This window comes from Edaphosphingomonas haloaromaticamans (assembly GCF_001853345.1).
GTDB classification, from domain to species: domain Bacteria; phylum Pseudomonadota; class Alphaproteobacteria; order Sphingomonadales; family Sphingomonadaceae; genus Sphingomonas_E; species Sphingomonas_E fennica.
Map to the genome: position 1 here is coordinate 4,231,919 of NZ_MIPT01000001.1, position 13,238 is coordinate 4,245,156.

Genomic DNA, 13,238 nt, shown 5'->3' on the forward strand with positions numbered 1-13,238 from the left:
GTCCTCGGTCGCCAGTCGTAACCCCGCCTCCCGCCGCCGGCAATCGGGCATTCACCCCCGGCGGGCGAGGCGGAGGCAGCCGGCGACCCACAAGAGGCCGATCGCCCAGCCGGCGGCCACGTCGCTCGGCCAATGGACAGAGAGCATCACCCGCGACAGGCCGGTGGCGATCGCGAGCGCAAGGGCCGCCGCCGTCCATCCCCGGGCCGGCGACCAGAGACGGGCGGCCGCGAGCCACACGATCAGGTTGTTGGCGGCATGGCCGCTCGGCATGCTGGCGGAGCGGACGATGTCCTGATGCGGCAGCAGATCGGGCCGGGGCCGGCCGATCGCCGACTTGAGCAGCAGGACGAGCAGCGCCCCGCCCGCGACGATGGCGAGGAACAGGCCGGCGCGCCTGAGGCCGCGCCGCCAGCCGATCAGCGCCGCAAGCAGCAGAACGATAAGAAAACGCGGNCCGGCATCGCCGAACCGCGTGAAGAAAAGCGCGAGTCCGGCGGCGGCCGATCCGGGTTCGACCGCCAGCGCGTGGAGCAGGGCGGCATCGAGGCCGGCCGTCATCCCTGCCCCCGCCCCCGCCGCTCCGCACCTTCCGGGCGGAGCGTCAATGGATCCTGACTTTCGTCAGGATGGCGGGGCATGGGGAGGACGCCCTGCCCTAGAAGTGCAGCGCGCGGCCGTAGGCGGAGAGCACGCTTTCGTGCATCATCTCGGACAGGGTCGGGTGCGGGAAGACCGTCTCGATCAGTTCCGCCTCGGTGGTCTCGAGCTGCTTGGCGACGGTATAGCCCTCGATCAGCTCGGTCACTTCCGCGCCCACCATGTGCGCGCCGAGCAGCTCGCCGGTCTTGGCATCGAACACCGTCTTGATGAAGCCTTCCGCCTCGCCCAGCGCGATCGCCTTGCCGTTGCCGATGAAGGGGAACTTGCCGACCTTCACCTCATAGCCGGCTTCCTTGGCCTTCTGCTCGGTCAGGCCGACGGACGCCACCTGCGGCCGCGAATAGGTGCAGCCGGGGATGTTGCGCTTGTCCATCGCATGCGGATGCTGGCCGGCGATCGCCTCGGCCGCGATCACGCCTTCGTGGCTCGCCTTGTGCGCCAGCCATGGCGGCGCGGTGACATCGCCGATCGCCCAGAGGCCGGGCACGCTGGTGCGGCCCATCGGATCGGTATCGATATGGCCCTTGGTGGTCTTCACCCCCAGCGCCTCCAGCCCGATATTCTCGGTATTGGGGACAATGCCGACCGCGACGATGACATGGCTGAACTCGGTCGTCTCGACCTTGCCGTCCTTGCCCTTGATCTGGGCGGTGACGCCCTTGGCGCCCGTCTTCAGCAATTCGACGCCGGCGCCGGTGAAGATCTTCATCCCCTGCTTGGTCAGTGCCTTTTCCATGAAGGCGGAGACTTCCTCATCCTCCACCGGCAGGATGCGGGGCAGCATCTCGACGATCGTCACGTCGACGCCCATGTCCGAATAGAAGCTGGCGAATTCCACGCCGATCGCACCCGATCCGATGACGAGCAGCTTCGTCGGCACTTCCTTGGGCGTCATCGCGTGGCGATAGGTCCAGATCCGCTCGCCGTCCGCCTTGGCGAAGGGCAGGTCGCGGGCGCGGGCGCCGGTGGCGATGAGGATGTCCTTGGCGGCGAGATCGGTCTTCTTGCCGTCCTTCTCGACGCTCAGCCTGCCCTTGCCGGTGATCGTGCCGGTGCCTTCGACGACGGTGATCTTGTTCTTCTTCATCAGCGTCTTGACGCCGGCGTTGAGCTGGGCGGCGACGCCGCGCGACCGCTTCACCACCTTGGCGATGTCGAAGCCCGGCTTCTCCACCGACAGGCCATAGGCCTCGGCATGGGTCATGTAGTGATAGATTTCCGAGGTGCGGAGCAGCGCCTTGGTGGGGATGCAGCCCCAGTTCAGGCAGATGCCGCCGAGCAGCTCGCGCTCGACGATCGCGACCTTGAGGCCGAGCTGCGCGGCCCGGATCGCGGCGACATAGCCGCCGGGACCGGAGCCGAGGACGATGAGATCATAGGTGTCAGCCAAGGAAATGCTCCCGATCCAACTGCGATGCGGGAGGAGCGCCCCCGCATCGACGATTATCTAGTTCGCCGCTCCGTCCGCCGGCAGCGGGGGGACGCGGCGGGGCTGCCGGTCCTCGCCGATGGCGACGAAGGTGAAGGTGGCGTGCGTCACCTGATAGCTGCGGTCGTCGTGCCGGGCGCGGCGCCAGGCCTGCACCTCGATCTTCATCGAGGTGCGGCCGACGCCGACCAGCGACGCATAGACCGACACCTCGTCGCCGACGACGACGGGACGGTGGAAGGTCATCCCCTCCACCGCGATCGTCACCGCGCGGCCGTGCGAGTAGCGCGAGGCGACCGATCCGGCGGCCGAGTCCATCATGCTCATCAGCCAGCCGCCGAATATGTCCCCATAGGGGTTCGTATCGGCCGGCATCGCGATCACGCGGATCGCCGGTTCGCCCGAAGGCGGGATATCGTCGTCCCGGCTCAAGCCAGCATGCCCAGCGGCTTTTCGACGAGGCGCTTGAACGCCGCCATCAGCTCGGCGCCGACGGCGCCGTCGATGGCGCGGTGATCGAAGCTGCCGGTCGCCGTCATCACCGTGGCGATGGCCAGCGCGTCGTTGACGACATAGGGCCGCTTCTCGCCCGCGCCGACCGCGAGGATCATGCCCTGCGGCGGATTGATGACGGCGTCGAACTGCTTGATGCCGAACATGCCGAGGTTGGAGATGGAGGCGGTGCCGCCCTGATATTCCTCGGGCGCGAGCTTGCCTTCGCGGGCGCGGGCGGCAAGGTCCTTCGCCTCGGTGGCGATGCGCGACAGCGGCTTGTTGACGACGTCCGTGATCACCGGGGTGATGAGGCCGCCGGGGATGGCGACCGCCATCGAAATGTCCGACCGCTGGAATTTGACAAGGTTGTCGCCGGCGAACTGGACGTTCGCATCCGGCACCTCGGCCAGCGCCACGCCGAGCGCCTTGATGAGGAGATCGTTGACCGAAAGCTTGACGCCCCGGCCCTCCAGCCCGGCGTTGAGCTCGCCCCGCAGCTTGAGCAGCGCATCGAGGTTGCAGTCGATCGTCAGATAATAATGCGGCACCGTCTGCTTCGACTCGGTGAGCCGCTTGGCGATCGTCTTGCGCATGTTGGAAAGCTTGATCGTCTCGGCCGGGATGCCGGCCGGAGCGGCGGCAGGCGCGGGCGCGGGCTGGGCAGCAGGCGCACCGGCGGCAGCGGCCGGAGCGGCGGCGCCCGGCTTAACGCCTTCCACGTCCGCCTTGACGATGCGGCCATGCGGCCCCGATCCGGTGACGGCGGCGAGATCGATGCCCTGGGCCTGGGCGATACGGCGGGCGAGCGGGCTCGCCTTCACGCGATCGCCCGATGCGGCCGGCTGGGCGGCGGGACGGGGCGCGTCCGCCTTGGGGGCTTCGGCCTTGGCGGTTGCGGGTTCGGCCTTCGGCGCGGGGGCTTCGGCCGGCTTTTCCGCCTTGGGCGCGGGCGCGGAGGACGCGGCGGCGGCGGCATCCTCGCCCTCGCCGGCGATCAGCGCGATCACCTCGCCCACCTTCACGCCATCGGTGCCCTCGGGGATGACGATCTTCGCGATCGTGCCTTCATCGACCGCCTCGAACTCCATCGTCGCCTTGTCGGTCTCGATCTCGGCCAGGAGNTCGCCGGACTTCACCGTATCGCCTTCCTTCACCAGCCATTTCGCCAACGTCCCCTCCTCCATCGTCGGCGAGAGGGCGGGCATTTTGAGTTCGATGGGCATAAGGCTGGCCTCGAATATCTGGGCAGGGAACAGGCGACCGTCTCTCGGACAAGCGGCCCTGCCGGTCAAGGCCCCCTTCCCCCGCGTCATGCTTGCCTGCGCGCTTCATTTCACCCATGTCTTGCCCCCAACAGGGAGAGACGAGCGATGCGCACCTATCTGGTGGTGATCGACGATAATGACGAATCGCGCGTCGCGCTGCGCTTCGCCGCGCGCCGCGCCGCCAAGACGGGCGGCGCCGTGGAGATCGTGGCGCTGATCCCGCCCCCGGAGTTCGTGCAATGGGGCGGCGTGCAGGCGGCGATGATGGAGGAAGCCCGGCTGCGCGCCGATGCGCTGGTGGCGCAGGCGGCGGGCGAGCTGATCGAGGAAACGGGTCTGCGCCCTTCCATCACCGTGCGCGACGGCGATCCGGTGGCGGCGGTGCGCGCGATGCTGAAGGAACGGCCGGAAACCGCCGCCCTGGTGCTGGGCGCCGCCGCATCCGGCGCGCCGGGGCCGCTGGTCGCCCATTTCGCCGGCCAGGACGCCGGCAAGCTGCCCTGCCCGGTGATGATCATCCCCGGATCGCTGAGCGACGAGGCGCTGGACCGGCTGAGCTGAGCCTGCCTCCTATTCGCCGATCCGGCCCGCCAGGATCACCGCCAGCGCGGTGATGCCGGCCACATCCTCGGCATCGAAGCGGTTGGGGGTGGGGCTGTCCAGATCGATCACCGCGATCACCCGGCCGTCGCGCTTCACCGGCACCACCAGTTCGGAGGCGGAGGCCGCGTCGCAGGCGATGTGGCCGGGAAACGCATGGACATCGGCCACGCACTGCGCCCGCCCGCTTTCCGCCGCCGTGCCGCACACCCCCTTGCCGAAGGGGATGCGGATGCAGGCGGCCTTGCCCTGGAACGGCCCCAGCACCAGTTCGCGCCCCTGCGCGCGATAGAAGCCGGCCCAGTTGAGATCGGGCAGATATTCCCACAGCAGCGCCGCCGCATTGGCCATGTTGGCGACCGGATCGGGCTCGCCCGCCGTCACCGCCTCCAGCGCGGCGGCAAGATCGCGGTAGAGGGCCGGCTTGTCCTGCCCATCGGCCATGGCGAACTGATACATCGGATATTCCTTCAATCCATACGGACCTTGCCGCGTCCGCGCTTGATTTCGGATCGCTGCAACTTTCCTTCAAGCCGGCGCGCCTTGGCCGCCTTGCCGGGCTTGGTCTTCACCCGGCGCACGGGGCGGACATGGGCCTTGGCCAGCAATTCCCCCAGCCGTTCGCGCGCCTCGGCCCGGTTCGCCTCCCGCGTGCGGTGGGTGCGGGCCACCAGCACGATCGCGCCATCGGCGGTGAAGCGGCTGCCCGCCAGCTCCTTCAGCCGGCGATAGACATCGGGCGCGAGGCCCAGCGCGAACACGTCGAGCCGGATCTGCACCGCCGTCGCTACCTTGTTGACATTCTGGCCGCCCGGCCCGGTGGCGGCGAGGAATTTCTCCTCCAGCGCGTCCTCCGGGATCGGCCAGGGTTCAGGCGGCGGCATCGGGAACGGCGGCATGGGCCGCGAACGGCCCGAAGCTGGGCGGCGGATCGGCCAGCGCCGTCACCGGCGGCTTGCCTTCGCGCGGCACCGTGAGCGCGCGGGCGTGGAGCAGCATCGGCCCGGCATCGCCCCGGCCATAGACCGGATCGCCGACGATCGGCGCGCCGAGCCCCGATGCGGCATGGACGCGGATCTGGTGGGTGCGGCCGGTTTCGGGCCGGAACTCGATCAGCGCCCGGCCGTCCGCCTCCATCAGCTTGCGCCAATGGGTGCGCGATGCCTTGCCGCGATCGTCCACCACCATCCGCCAGCCTTCCTCCCGGGTCGAAACCTTGAGGAGCGGCAGATCGATCACCCCTTCCGCCTCGGCCGGCGGCGGGCTGACGACGGCCCAATAGACCTTGGTAACGCTGCCCGCCTCGAACGCGGCCGAAAAGCGCTTATGCGCCTTGGGGTTGCGCGCGAGCAACAGGCAGCCCGAGGTATCGCGATCGAGCCGGTGGACGATCTGCGGCCGGCGCTGGAAACCGAAGCGCAGCGAATCGAGATGGTTCTCCACGCTCAACGATCCGTCCCGCACCGGCGTTACCGGCAGGCCGGCGGGCTTATCGACGACAAGCGCCTCGGCATCGATGAAAAGGACATGATCGGAGAGCATCCGCCCGCTCTGTCACGGAGCGGGGCGGGGCGCAACTTCGGCGGCGCGCGCCTTAGTCGTGGGCCTCGTCCCGACGGAAGCGCCGGCGCAGCCAGCGCGCCGCGAAGATCAGTCCACCCGCCGCCAACACCCAGGGCAGAATGGTGGCGACCAGCGTGACCAGCAGGCCCAGACTTTCCCCGAAAAAGCCCGCGACATTGCCCACGGACCGCCGCAACGGCGACCAGAAGCCGGCATCATCCGGCGCGTAGCCGATCTCGATGGTCGACATCGCCACGCGCCCACGCGCTTCGGCCAGCCAGGATCGGGCGGCGTCGATCTCCTCCTGCACCTCGGCCACCGCCTTTTCCGCCGCGACAAGATCGGCGACGGGGCCGTTGCGCGTCTGGAGCAGGGCCATGAGCCGGTCGGCAAGCGCTTGCCGGGCGCGCACCCGCGCCTCCGTATCGACGATGCGCTTGGAAAGATCCTCCGCCTCGATGCTCGCATCGCCCTGGCGGCCACCGGCGGATGCCACCGCCTGCCCCAGCGCCGTGCCGAAATTGCGGGCGATCCCCGCCTCGACCGCGAGCGTCATCGAACCGGAGGCGCCGCCATCGTCCCCCGAGGCACGGCCCATCGCCAGCACGCGGCAGCGCGCCGGCCCCAGCCGATCGCACATCGCCAGATGGCGATCCTGCGCGCGGACGATCGCATCGGCGGGCAGCCGGAAGGAATAATGATAAGTATAAGCGATCTGCGGCACGCTGACCTGGATCGCATCCCCGCCCTTTTCTTGGCTTGCGGGGGCTTCGGCCAGTTCCTCGGTGGACGGCGGCGGCTCGACCGATTTGCTGCAGCCGCCCAGCATCAGGGCAAACGCAATCAATCCCCACGACCAGAACCGCCCCATATAGCCCCCAATGCTTCCCCGGTGCGGCGCGACCTTAGATTGAAACCCGATCAATTCCAGAGAAGTTTCGGCGACGGGCGCATTCCGCTCGACGTGAACTTTGGCAGCCTATAGCGTCCTGGGAAGGCGGGGGAGAATCAGGTCGTTGCTCGAATTTCTGGGGGCTGGGGAAAATCTGNCGTTCGCGGTCGCGCTCGCCCTCATGCTGCTGATCGGCGCGGTGGAGGCCGTGGGGCTTTCCGCCGGGATGATCGGCCATGAGATCGACATGGACGGCGATGGCGACTGGCTGGGCTGGCTGGGCATCGGCCGCATTCCGCTGCTGATGCTGCTGTGCGTGCTGCTCGCCTGCTTCGGCCTGATCGGGCTGATCGGCCAGCAGGTGGCGCTAAATCTTACTGGCGCGCTGCTGCCCGGCTGGATCGCGGCGCCGGCCGCCGGCGTGGCGGCGCTGCCCGCCACCGGCATCCTCGCACGCGCGCTAGGCCGCATCCTGCCCCGCGACGAGACCACCGCGATCGACCCCGGCGAACTGGTGGGCCTCGGCGCCACCATCGTCGTCGGCCGCGCCTCTCCCGGATCGCCCGCCAAGGCGCGGGTCCGCGATCATCATGGCCAGACCCATTATGTGATGGCCGAACCCGACAATCACGGCCAGGTTTTCGGCGAGGGCGAGGAGATTCTGCTCGTCCGCCGCGAAGGCAACGTCTTCCGCGCCATCGCCACCGGCCGCCCATCATCGCTGCAACTGGAAGGCTAGATGAGCAACATCGTACCCGTGACCGAACAGGGCAATTCGCTGGTCAGCATCGGCATCTATGCCGGCATCGCGCTGGCGCTGATCCTGACGCTGGGCTTCATCATCGCCCGGCTCTACAAGCGCGCATCCAAGGAGATCGCCTTCGTCCGCACCGGCTTCGGCGGCGAGAAGGTGGTGATGAACGGCGGCGCGCTGGTGCTGCCGGTGTTCCACGAGACCATGCCGGTCAACATGAACACCGTGCGCCTGGCGGTGGAGCGCAAGAACAGCGACGCGCTGATCACGCTGGACCGCCTGCGCATCGACGTGAAGGCCGAATTCTATGTCCGCGTGCGACCGGATCGCGAGGCGATCGCCATCGCCGCGCAGACGCTGGGCATGCGGACGATGAATCCCGATGCGCTGAAGGAGCTGGTGGAGGGCAAGTTCGTCGATGCGCTGCGCTCCGTCGCCGCCGGCATGACGATGAACCAGCTGCACGAGCAGCGGTCCGATTTCGTGCAGAAGGTGCAGCAGGTTTCGTCGGCCGATCTGGCGATGAACGGGCTGGAGCTGGAATCGGTTTCGCTGACCGGGCTCGACCAGACATCGATCGAGCATTTCAACGCCAACAACGCCTTCGACGCCGAGGGTCTCACCAAGCTGACCGAGCAGATCGAGCTGCGCAAGAAAGCCCGCAACGATATCGAGCAGGATACCCGCGTCCAGATCGAGGCGAAGAATCTGGAGGCCGCCCGCCAGTCGCTCACCATCGGCCGCGACAGCGAGTTCGCGCGGCTGGAGCAGGAGCGCGAGGTGGAGATGCGCCGCGCCGAGCAGACGTCCGAGATCGCCCGCCAGCAGGCCGAGCGGCAGCGCGAGGCGGACCAGGCGCGTATCCTCGCCAAGCAGCAGACCGACGCCGCCCAGATCGAGGCGGACCGCGCCGTCCAGCAGGCCAAGATCGCCCAGGCGCAGGCGATCGAGATCGCGCGGCAGGAACAGCAGATCGCCGTGCAGAACAAGAGCCGGGAGGAAAGCCAGGCCAAGGCCGAGGCGGACAAGGCGCGCGCGGCCGCCGTCGCCGCCGAGGAGCAGGTGGGCACGGCCCGCGAGACCGAGGTGGCCGAGCGCGTCAAGCGGATCGAGCTGATCGACGCCGCCCGCGAGGCCGAGCGCGCCGCCATCGCCATCCGCGTGCAGGCAGAGGCGGAAAAGCAGGCCGCCGCCGACCGGGCCGAGGCGCTCCGCGCGGCGGCGCAGGGCGAGGCCGATGCGGAGAAGCTGAAGGCCGACGCCGCGCGGGTGCGCTTCGAGGTCGAGGCCGCCGGCCAGCGGGCGATCAACGAGGCGGCGAACCTCCTCTCGTCCGACCAGATCTCGCTCCAGACCAAGATGGCGCTGCTCAAGGTGCTGCCGGAGGTGATCCGCGAGGCGGCGAAGCCGATGGAGGCGATCGACAGCATCAGGATCGTGCAGGTCGACGGCCTCGGCGGCGGCGGGGTCGCGGCCGCCAATGACGGTGGATCAGGCGCGGCGGGCGACGGCAACCTCGCCAACTCGGCGGTATCGGCGGCGTTGCGCTATCGCGCGCAGGCGCCGGTGATCGACAGCCTGATGCGCGAGCTGGGCTTCGACGGCGCCACGCTCGATTCGCTGGTGGCGGGCGCGGCCGGCGGCGATACCAAGGCGGTGGCGCCGCCGCGGAACGGCGTGAGCTTCGCCGCCCCGGTCGCCGCCAAGGCCCCCCGCGACGCCGAGCCCGCCAAGGATTGAGGCATTGGAGGAATAAGGGCGCGCGGGGGCGATAATCCCCGCGCGCCTTTTCTTTGGAAGCGAGGCCTCAAGCCCCGATCAGCATGCCCGCCAGCGCCGCCGACATCAGGTTGGCGAGCGATCCGGCGATCAGGGCCTTCACCCCCAGCCGGGCGATCATCGGCCGCTGGTTGGGGGCGAGGCTGCCGGTGGCGGCCATCTGGATCGCGATCGAGCTGAAATTGGCGAAGCCGCACAGCGCGAAGGTGACGACCGCCACCGTGTGCGGCGAAAGCTGGTCGAGCTGCTGGCCGAGCGAGATATAGGCCACGAATTCGTTGAGCACGACCTTCTGGCCGAACAGGCCGCCGGCGATCCCCGCCTCGTTCCACGGCACGTTCAGCAGATACATGATGGGCGCGAAGACGAAGCCCAGCAGCTTCTGGAAGCTCAGCCCCTCCAGCCCGAACAGGTTGCCGACCCCGCCGAGAATGCCGTTGGCGAGCGCCACCAGCGCCACGAAGGCGAGCACCATCGCCCCCACCGAAACCGCGATGCGCACGCCCGTCTGCGCGCCCTGGGCGGCCGCCTGGATGATGTTGGCGGGCTTTTCCTCGTCATGCGTCGCCTCGGCGATGGCGATCTGGCATTCCTCGTCCGGCGCATCCGGCGCGTCGGGCATGATGATCTTCGCCATCAATATGCCGCCGGGCGCGGCCATGAAGCTCGCCGCCAGCAGATAATCGATGCGGATGCCCATCGATGCATAGGCCGCGAGGATCGTGCCCGCCACGCCCGCCATGCCCGACGACATCACCGTGAAGAGCTGGGCGGGCGTGAGCGAGGCAAGATAGGGCCGGATCACCAGCGGCGATTCGCTCTGCCCGACGAAGATGTTGGCGGCCGCGCACAGCGATTCGACCTTGGAGACGCCCGTCACCTTCTCGATCCCGCCGCCGATCCAGCGCACCACCAGCGGCATGATGCCGAGATGGTAGAGGATCGAGACGAGCGCCGCGAAGAAGATGATCACCGGCAGCGCCTGCAGCGCGAAATTCTTGCCGAGCCGGTCGGCCGCGAGATCGCCGAACAGGAAGGACGTGCCCTCGTTCGCATAGCCGAGCAGGTTGGATACGCCCGCCGACAGCCATTCCAGCGCCCAGCGCCCGGCCGGCACGTAGAGGACCAGGATGGCGATTCCCACCTGGAGGGCGAAGGCCGCGCCGACGACGCGCAGCCGGATGGCCCGGCGATTGGACGACAACAGCACGGCGATCGCCAGGATCAACGCGATCCCGGCCAGGCCGATCAGGAACTTGGTCATGAAGTTTCGAAAACCCCCGGATGCCCCGCGCCGCATAGCCAGGCGCGCCGGGATGCGGTGATCGCATGCCGCGCCGCAATAGGCCAGCCGCTTTCGTCGCAAACCGGCGGCCGCCCCCCTCCGCAGCCATTCCAGCAGTGCCGGACATCGCCGGAATCCTGGCAGGGATCGCCATTGAAACATTGGGCACAGAGCGCGCTCCAAAAGCTCCGTCACCCCGGACTTGGTCCGGGGTCCATCTCTCGATCAACGCTGGCGCGCGATCATCATGCCCGGCGCCTGCCGCACGGTGGACCCCGGACCAAGTCCGGGGTGACGGGAGGATCCGGGCGAGAGGGCCTGGCGCCTCTCCGGCAACCGAAATCCACCGCCATCCCACTTTCGCGGGTGCGGGAAAGCCGTTAACGGGGGCCATGACGAACCCGGCCGCGCCCGCCATCCGCCCTTCCCTCTTCCTCTACGCGCTCCTCTACGGCGGCATGACGTGCATCGCCGGCGTGCTGGGCAACAAGCAGGTCGATCTCGGCCCGCTGGCGGTGGAAGCCGGGATCTTCGCCTTCCTCCAGCTCGTGGTGCTGTCCAGCGCGGTGGCGGAGCTGCACGGGCGGGCCACCGCCAACCGCATGGTGCTGTGGGGATTCGCACCGCTGGTGATGTCGATCCTGCTGATCCTGCTGGTGCTGGCGCTGCCCGCCGCCGACGAGATGGACCCGGCCCGGCGCGACGGCTTCCACCTGGTGCTGGGGCAGAGCCCCCGGCTGATGGCAGGCGGCATCGTCGCCTACGGCACGTCGCAACTGCTGAACGTCACCATCTTCAGCGCGCTCCGGCGCGGCGAGGGCCGGCTGCTGTGGCTGCGCGCGGGGCTGGCGAGCATCGCATCGCAGGTGGTGGATACCTTCCTGTTCGTGACGATCGCCTTCCTGGGCGTGTTCCCGATCGGCGAGCTGATGCTGGGCCAGATGATCGCCAAGGTGGTGCTTTCGATCGTGCTGGTGCCGCCGCTGATCTATCTGGCCGTCGGCATCGGCCGGAAGCTGGACGCGCGCGGCTGAGCCAGGCCGCCGGCCCACCGGGGCGCAACCAACAGGTGACGCAAGCCCCCGTCCCCGCTATGGGCGCGCCATGACCGACCACGCCATCGATCCCGCCCTGCTGTCCAAGGCCGAAACGCTCGTCGAGGCGCTGCCCTATATGCAGCGTTATGCCGGCGAGACCTTCGTGGTGAAATATGGCGGCCACGCCATGGGCGATCCCGAGGCGGCGGCCGATTTCGCCGAGGATGTCGTGCTGATGAAGGCGGTGGGGATCAACCCTATCGTCGTCCATGGCGGCGGCCCGCAGATCGGCGCGATGCTGAAGACGCTGAACGTGGAGACCAGCTTCGTCGACGGCCTGCGCGTGACCGACGCCCAGACCGCGCGCGTCGCCGAGATGGTGCTTTCGGGATCGATCAACAAGGAAATCGTTTCCTGGATCGGCCGCGCGGGCGGCCGCGCCGTCGGCATTTCCGGCAAGGACGGCCGGCTCGTCACCGCCGAGAAGGTGCACCGCACCCAGCGCGACCCCGACAGCAATATCGAGCGCGCCGTCGACCTGGGCTTCGTCGGCGAGCCCGCGGACGTGGATTGCCGGCTGCTGGAAACCATTTCCAAGTCCGGCATGATCCCGGTGGTGGCGCCGATCGGCGTGGGCACGGATGGCGAGACCTACAATATCAACGCCGATACCATGGCCGGCGCCATCGCCATCGCCACGGGTGCGGCCCGCCTGTTCCTGCTGACCGACGTGCCCGGCGTGCTGGACAAGCAGAAGCAGTTGATGCCGGACCTCACCCCCACCCAGATCGCGACGCTCCGCCAGGACGGCACGATTTCCGGCGGCATGATCCCCAAGCTCGAAACCTGCGTGCACGCCGTGGAAGGCGGGGTGGACGCGGCCGTGATCCTGGACGGACGGGTGCCGCACGCCATGCTGCTGGAAATCTTCACCCGGCGCGGCGCCGGCACGCTGGTCCGCGCGGGCTGATCTCGATCCCGGCGACACCCGCCGGATCGTGACGGCGCGACAACCGGCCTCGAACTCCGCCGGGACGGCTGCTCATGCGGCCCCCTCCATTCCGCCCGTCGCCACCCTTATATTGCCCGGAAACGCCTCTCCGGCTAATCGAAACATCCAACGGCGGATCAGGGAAACTTGCTGATGTATCTTGTAGGGGCGCTGCTGAGCGTCATCGATCTTCTCATCAACATCCTGGTCGCGATCTTCATCGTCCAGATGGTGCTGTCGCTGCTGGTCGCGTTCAACGTGGTCAACACCTATAACGAATTCGTCCGCCGGTTGATGGAGGCGCTCTACCGCGTCACCGAGCCGCTGCTGCGGCCGATCCGCCGCTTCATGCCCGATCTGGGCGGGCTCGATTTCTCGCCGATGGTGCTGATCCTCGGCCTCGTCATCCTGCAGAAGCTGCTGGCCGGCATGGCCTATCAGGTGGCCTACGGCGGCTGAGGCGCTGCCCTGGAGCATCGCCGGGG

Annotated in this window: 15 protein-coding genes; 6 read left to right on the forward strand and 9 right to left on the reverse strand. The window is 68.6% G+C overall.

From position 1 onward, the window contains the following. Positions 1-51 precede the first annotated feature (51 nt). From BHE75_RS19690 to BHE75_RS19705, 4 genes are all read right to left on the reverse strand, one after another. Entirely contained in the window at positions 52-561 is a 510-nt protein-coding gene (locus BHE75_RS19690) for a phosphatase PAP2 family protein (RefSeq protein ID WP_070934958.1), read from the reverse strand. A 97-nt stretch (positions 562-658) separates the two neighbouring features. Then, a complete protein-coding gene (gene lpdA, locus BHE75_RS19695) occupies positions 659-2,053 on the reverse strand; it encodes a dihydrolipoyl dehydrogenase (protein WP_070934960.1) in 1,395 nt (464 codons plus the stop codon). Between the two features lie 57 nt (positions 2,054-2,110). Then, positions 2,111-2,467 carry an acyl-CoA thioesterase gene (locus BHE75_RS19700; protein ID WP_413818452.1) on the reverse strand — a complete coding sequence of 119 codons (357 nt, stop codon included), beginning with the start codon at positions 2,465-2,467 and terminating at the stop codon, positions 2,111-2,113. A gap of 53 nt (positions 2,468-2,520) precedes the next feature. Further along, positions 2,521-3,810 (reverse strand): pyruvate dehydrogenase complex dihydrolipoamide acetyltransferase, encoded by a 1,290-nt coding sequence (locus tag BHE75_RS19705; RefSeq protein WP_070934962.1) that lies wholly within the window; start codon positions 3,808-3,810, stop codon positions 2,521-2,523. Positions 3,811-3,957: 147 nt separating this feature from the next. Here BHE75_RS19705 and BHE75_RS19710 point away from each other — a divergent pair, with 147 nt between their 5' ends. Beyond that, positions 3,958-4,413 (forward strand): universal stress protein, encoded by a 456-nt coding sequence (locus tag BHE75_RS19710; RefSeq protein WP_015458370.1) that lies wholly within the window; start codon positions 3,958-3,960, stop codon positions 4,411-4,413. A gap of 9 nt (positions 4,414-4,422) precedes the next feature. Here the strand turns inward: BHE75_RS19710 and BHE75_RS19715 are convergent, their stop codons facing one another. The 4 genes from BHE75_RS19715 to BHE75_RS19730 are packed head-to-tail and all read right to left on the reverse strand — an operon-like array spanning position 4,423 to position 6,862. Beyond that, the gene (locus BHE75_RS19715) at positions 4,423-4,911 is read right to left on the reverse strand and encodes a GAF domain-containing protein (RefSeq protein ID WP_070936173.1); all 489 of its coding nucleotides are present in this window, start codon (positions 4,909-4,911) and stop codon (positions 4,423-4,425) included. 11 nt (positions 4,912-4,922) lie between these two features. After that, positions 4,923-5,336, reverse strand: coding sequence for an alternative ribosome rescue aminoacyl-tRNA hydrolase ArfB (arfB, locus tag BHE75_RS19720; protein WP_070936175.1), 414 nt, complete (start codon positions 5,334-5,336; stop codon positions 4,923-4,925). Further along, on the reverse strand, positions 5,323-5,994 hold the full coding sequence (locus tag BHE75_RS19725) for an RluA family pseudouridine synthase (protein WP_070934964.1): 672 nt from the start codon (positions 5,992-5,994) through the stop codon (positions 5,323-5,325). The genes arfB and BHE75_RS19725 overlap by 14 nt, the downstream gene beginning before the upstream one ends. Positions 5,995-6,046: 52 nt before the next feature. After that, entirely contained in the window at positions 6,047-6,862 is an 816-nt protein-coding gene (locus tag BHE75_RS19730) for a DUF4349 domain-containing protein (protein ID WP_070934965.1), read from the reverse strand. 169 nt (positions 6,863-7,031) lie between these two features. On the opposite strand from BHE75_RS19730, the gene BHE75_RS19735 reads away from it, so the two are divergent. Together BHE75_RS19735 and BHE75_RS19740 are read left to right on the forward strand one after the other, a co-directional pair. Continuing rightward, on the forward strand, positions 7,032-7,646 hold the full coding sequence (locus BHE75_RS19735) for a YqiJ family protein (RefSeq protein ID WP_070934967.1): 615 nt from the start codon (positions 7,032-7,034) through the stop codon (positions 7,644-7,646). Continuing rightward, a complete protein-coding gene (locus BHE75_RS19740; RefSeq protein WP_070934969.1) occupies positions 7,647-9,401 on the forward strand; it encodes a flotillin family protein in 1,755 nt (584 codons plus the stop codon). It begins immediately after the preceding gene. A 67-nt stretch (positions 9,402-9,468) separates the two neighbouring features. Here the strand turns inward: BHE75_RS19740 and BHE75_RS19745 are convergent, their stop codons facing one another. Next, a complete protein-coding gene (locus tag BHE75_RS19745) occupies positions 9,469-10,704 on the reverse strand; it encodes a NupC/NupG family nucleoside CNT transporter (protein WP_015458377.1) in 1,236 nt (411 codons plus the stop codon). A 413-nt stretch (positions 10,705-11,117) separates the two neighbouring features. On the opposite strand from BHE75_RS19745, the gene BHE75_RS19750 reads away from it, so the two are divergent. The 3 genes from BHE75_RS19750 to BHE75_RS19760 all read left to right on the forward strand — a co-directional run bounded on the left by BHE75_RS19750 (position 11,118) and on the right by BHE75_RS19760 (position 13,212). Next, the gene (locus tag BHE75_RS19750) at positions 11,118-11,759 is read left to right on the forward strand and encodes a queuosine precursor transporter (protein ID WP_015458378.1); all 642 of its coding nucleotides are present in this window, start codon (positions 11,118-11,120) and stop codon (positions 11,757-11,759) included. Between the two features lie 70 nt (positions 11,760-11,829). Next, positions 11,830-12,732 carry an acetylglutamate kinase gene (argB, locus tag BHE75_RS19755; protein ID WP_015458379.1) on the forward strand — a complete coding sequence of 301 codons (903 nt, stop codon included), beginning with the start codon at positions 11,830-11,832 and terminating at the stop codon, positions 12,730-12,732. Positions 12,733-12,906: 174 nt separating this feature from the next. Beyond that, the gene (locus BHE75_RS19760; protein WP_070934971.1) at positions 12,907-13,212 is read left to right on the forward strand and encodes a YggT family protein; all 306 of its coding nucleotides are present in this window, start codon (positions 12,907-12,909) and stop codon (positions 13,210-13,212) included. The last annotated feature ends 26 nt before the right edge of the window (positions 13,213-13,238 follow it).

What these genes read in the sequence shown, in the direction of transcription:
- argB (WP_015458379.1), top strand. Translation starts at nt 11,830, where the DNA reads ATGACCGACCACGCCATCGATCCCGCCCTGCTGTCCAAGGCCGAAACG.
- BHE75_RS19700 (WP_413818452.1), bottom strand. Translation starts at nt 2,467, where the DNA reads ATGCCGGCCGATACGAACCCCTATGGGGACATATTCGGCGGCTGGCTG.
- BHE75_RS19750 (WP_015458378.1), top strand. Translation starts at nt 11,118, where the DNA reads ATGACGAACCCGGCCGCGCCCGCCATCCGCCCTTCCCTCTTCCTCTAC.
- BHE75_RS19710 (WP_015458370.1), top strand. Translation starts at nt 3,958, where the DNA reads ATGCGCACCTATCTGGTGGTGATCGACGATAATGACGAATCGCGCGTC.
- arfB (WP_070936175.1), bottom strand. Translation starts at nt 5,336, where the DNA reads ATGCCGCCGCCTGAACCCTGGCCGATCCCGGAGGACGCGCTGGAGGAG.
- BHE75_RS19725 (WP_070934964.1), bottom strand. Translation starts at nt 5,994, where the DNA reads ATGCTCTCCGATCATGTCCTTTTCATCGATGCCGAGGCGCTTGTCGTC.
- BHE75_RS19760 (WP_070934971.1), top strand. Translation starts at nt 12,907, where the DNA reads ATGTATCTTGTAGGGGCGCTGCTGAGCGTCATCGATCTTCTCATCAAC.
- BHE75_RS19715 (WP_070936173.1), bottom strand. Translation starts at nt 4,911, where the DNA reads ATGTATCAGTTCGCCATGGCCGATGGGCAGGACAAGCCGGCCCTCTAC.
- BHE75_RS19745 (WP_015458377.1), bottom strand. Translation starts at nt 10,704, where the DNA reads ATGACCAAGTTCCTGATCGGCCTGGCCGGGATCGCGTTGATCCTGGCG.
- BHE75_RS19740 (WP_070934969.1), top strand. Translation starts at nt 7,647, where the DNA reads ATGAGCAACATCGTACCCGTGACCGAACAGGGCAATTCGCTGGTCAGC.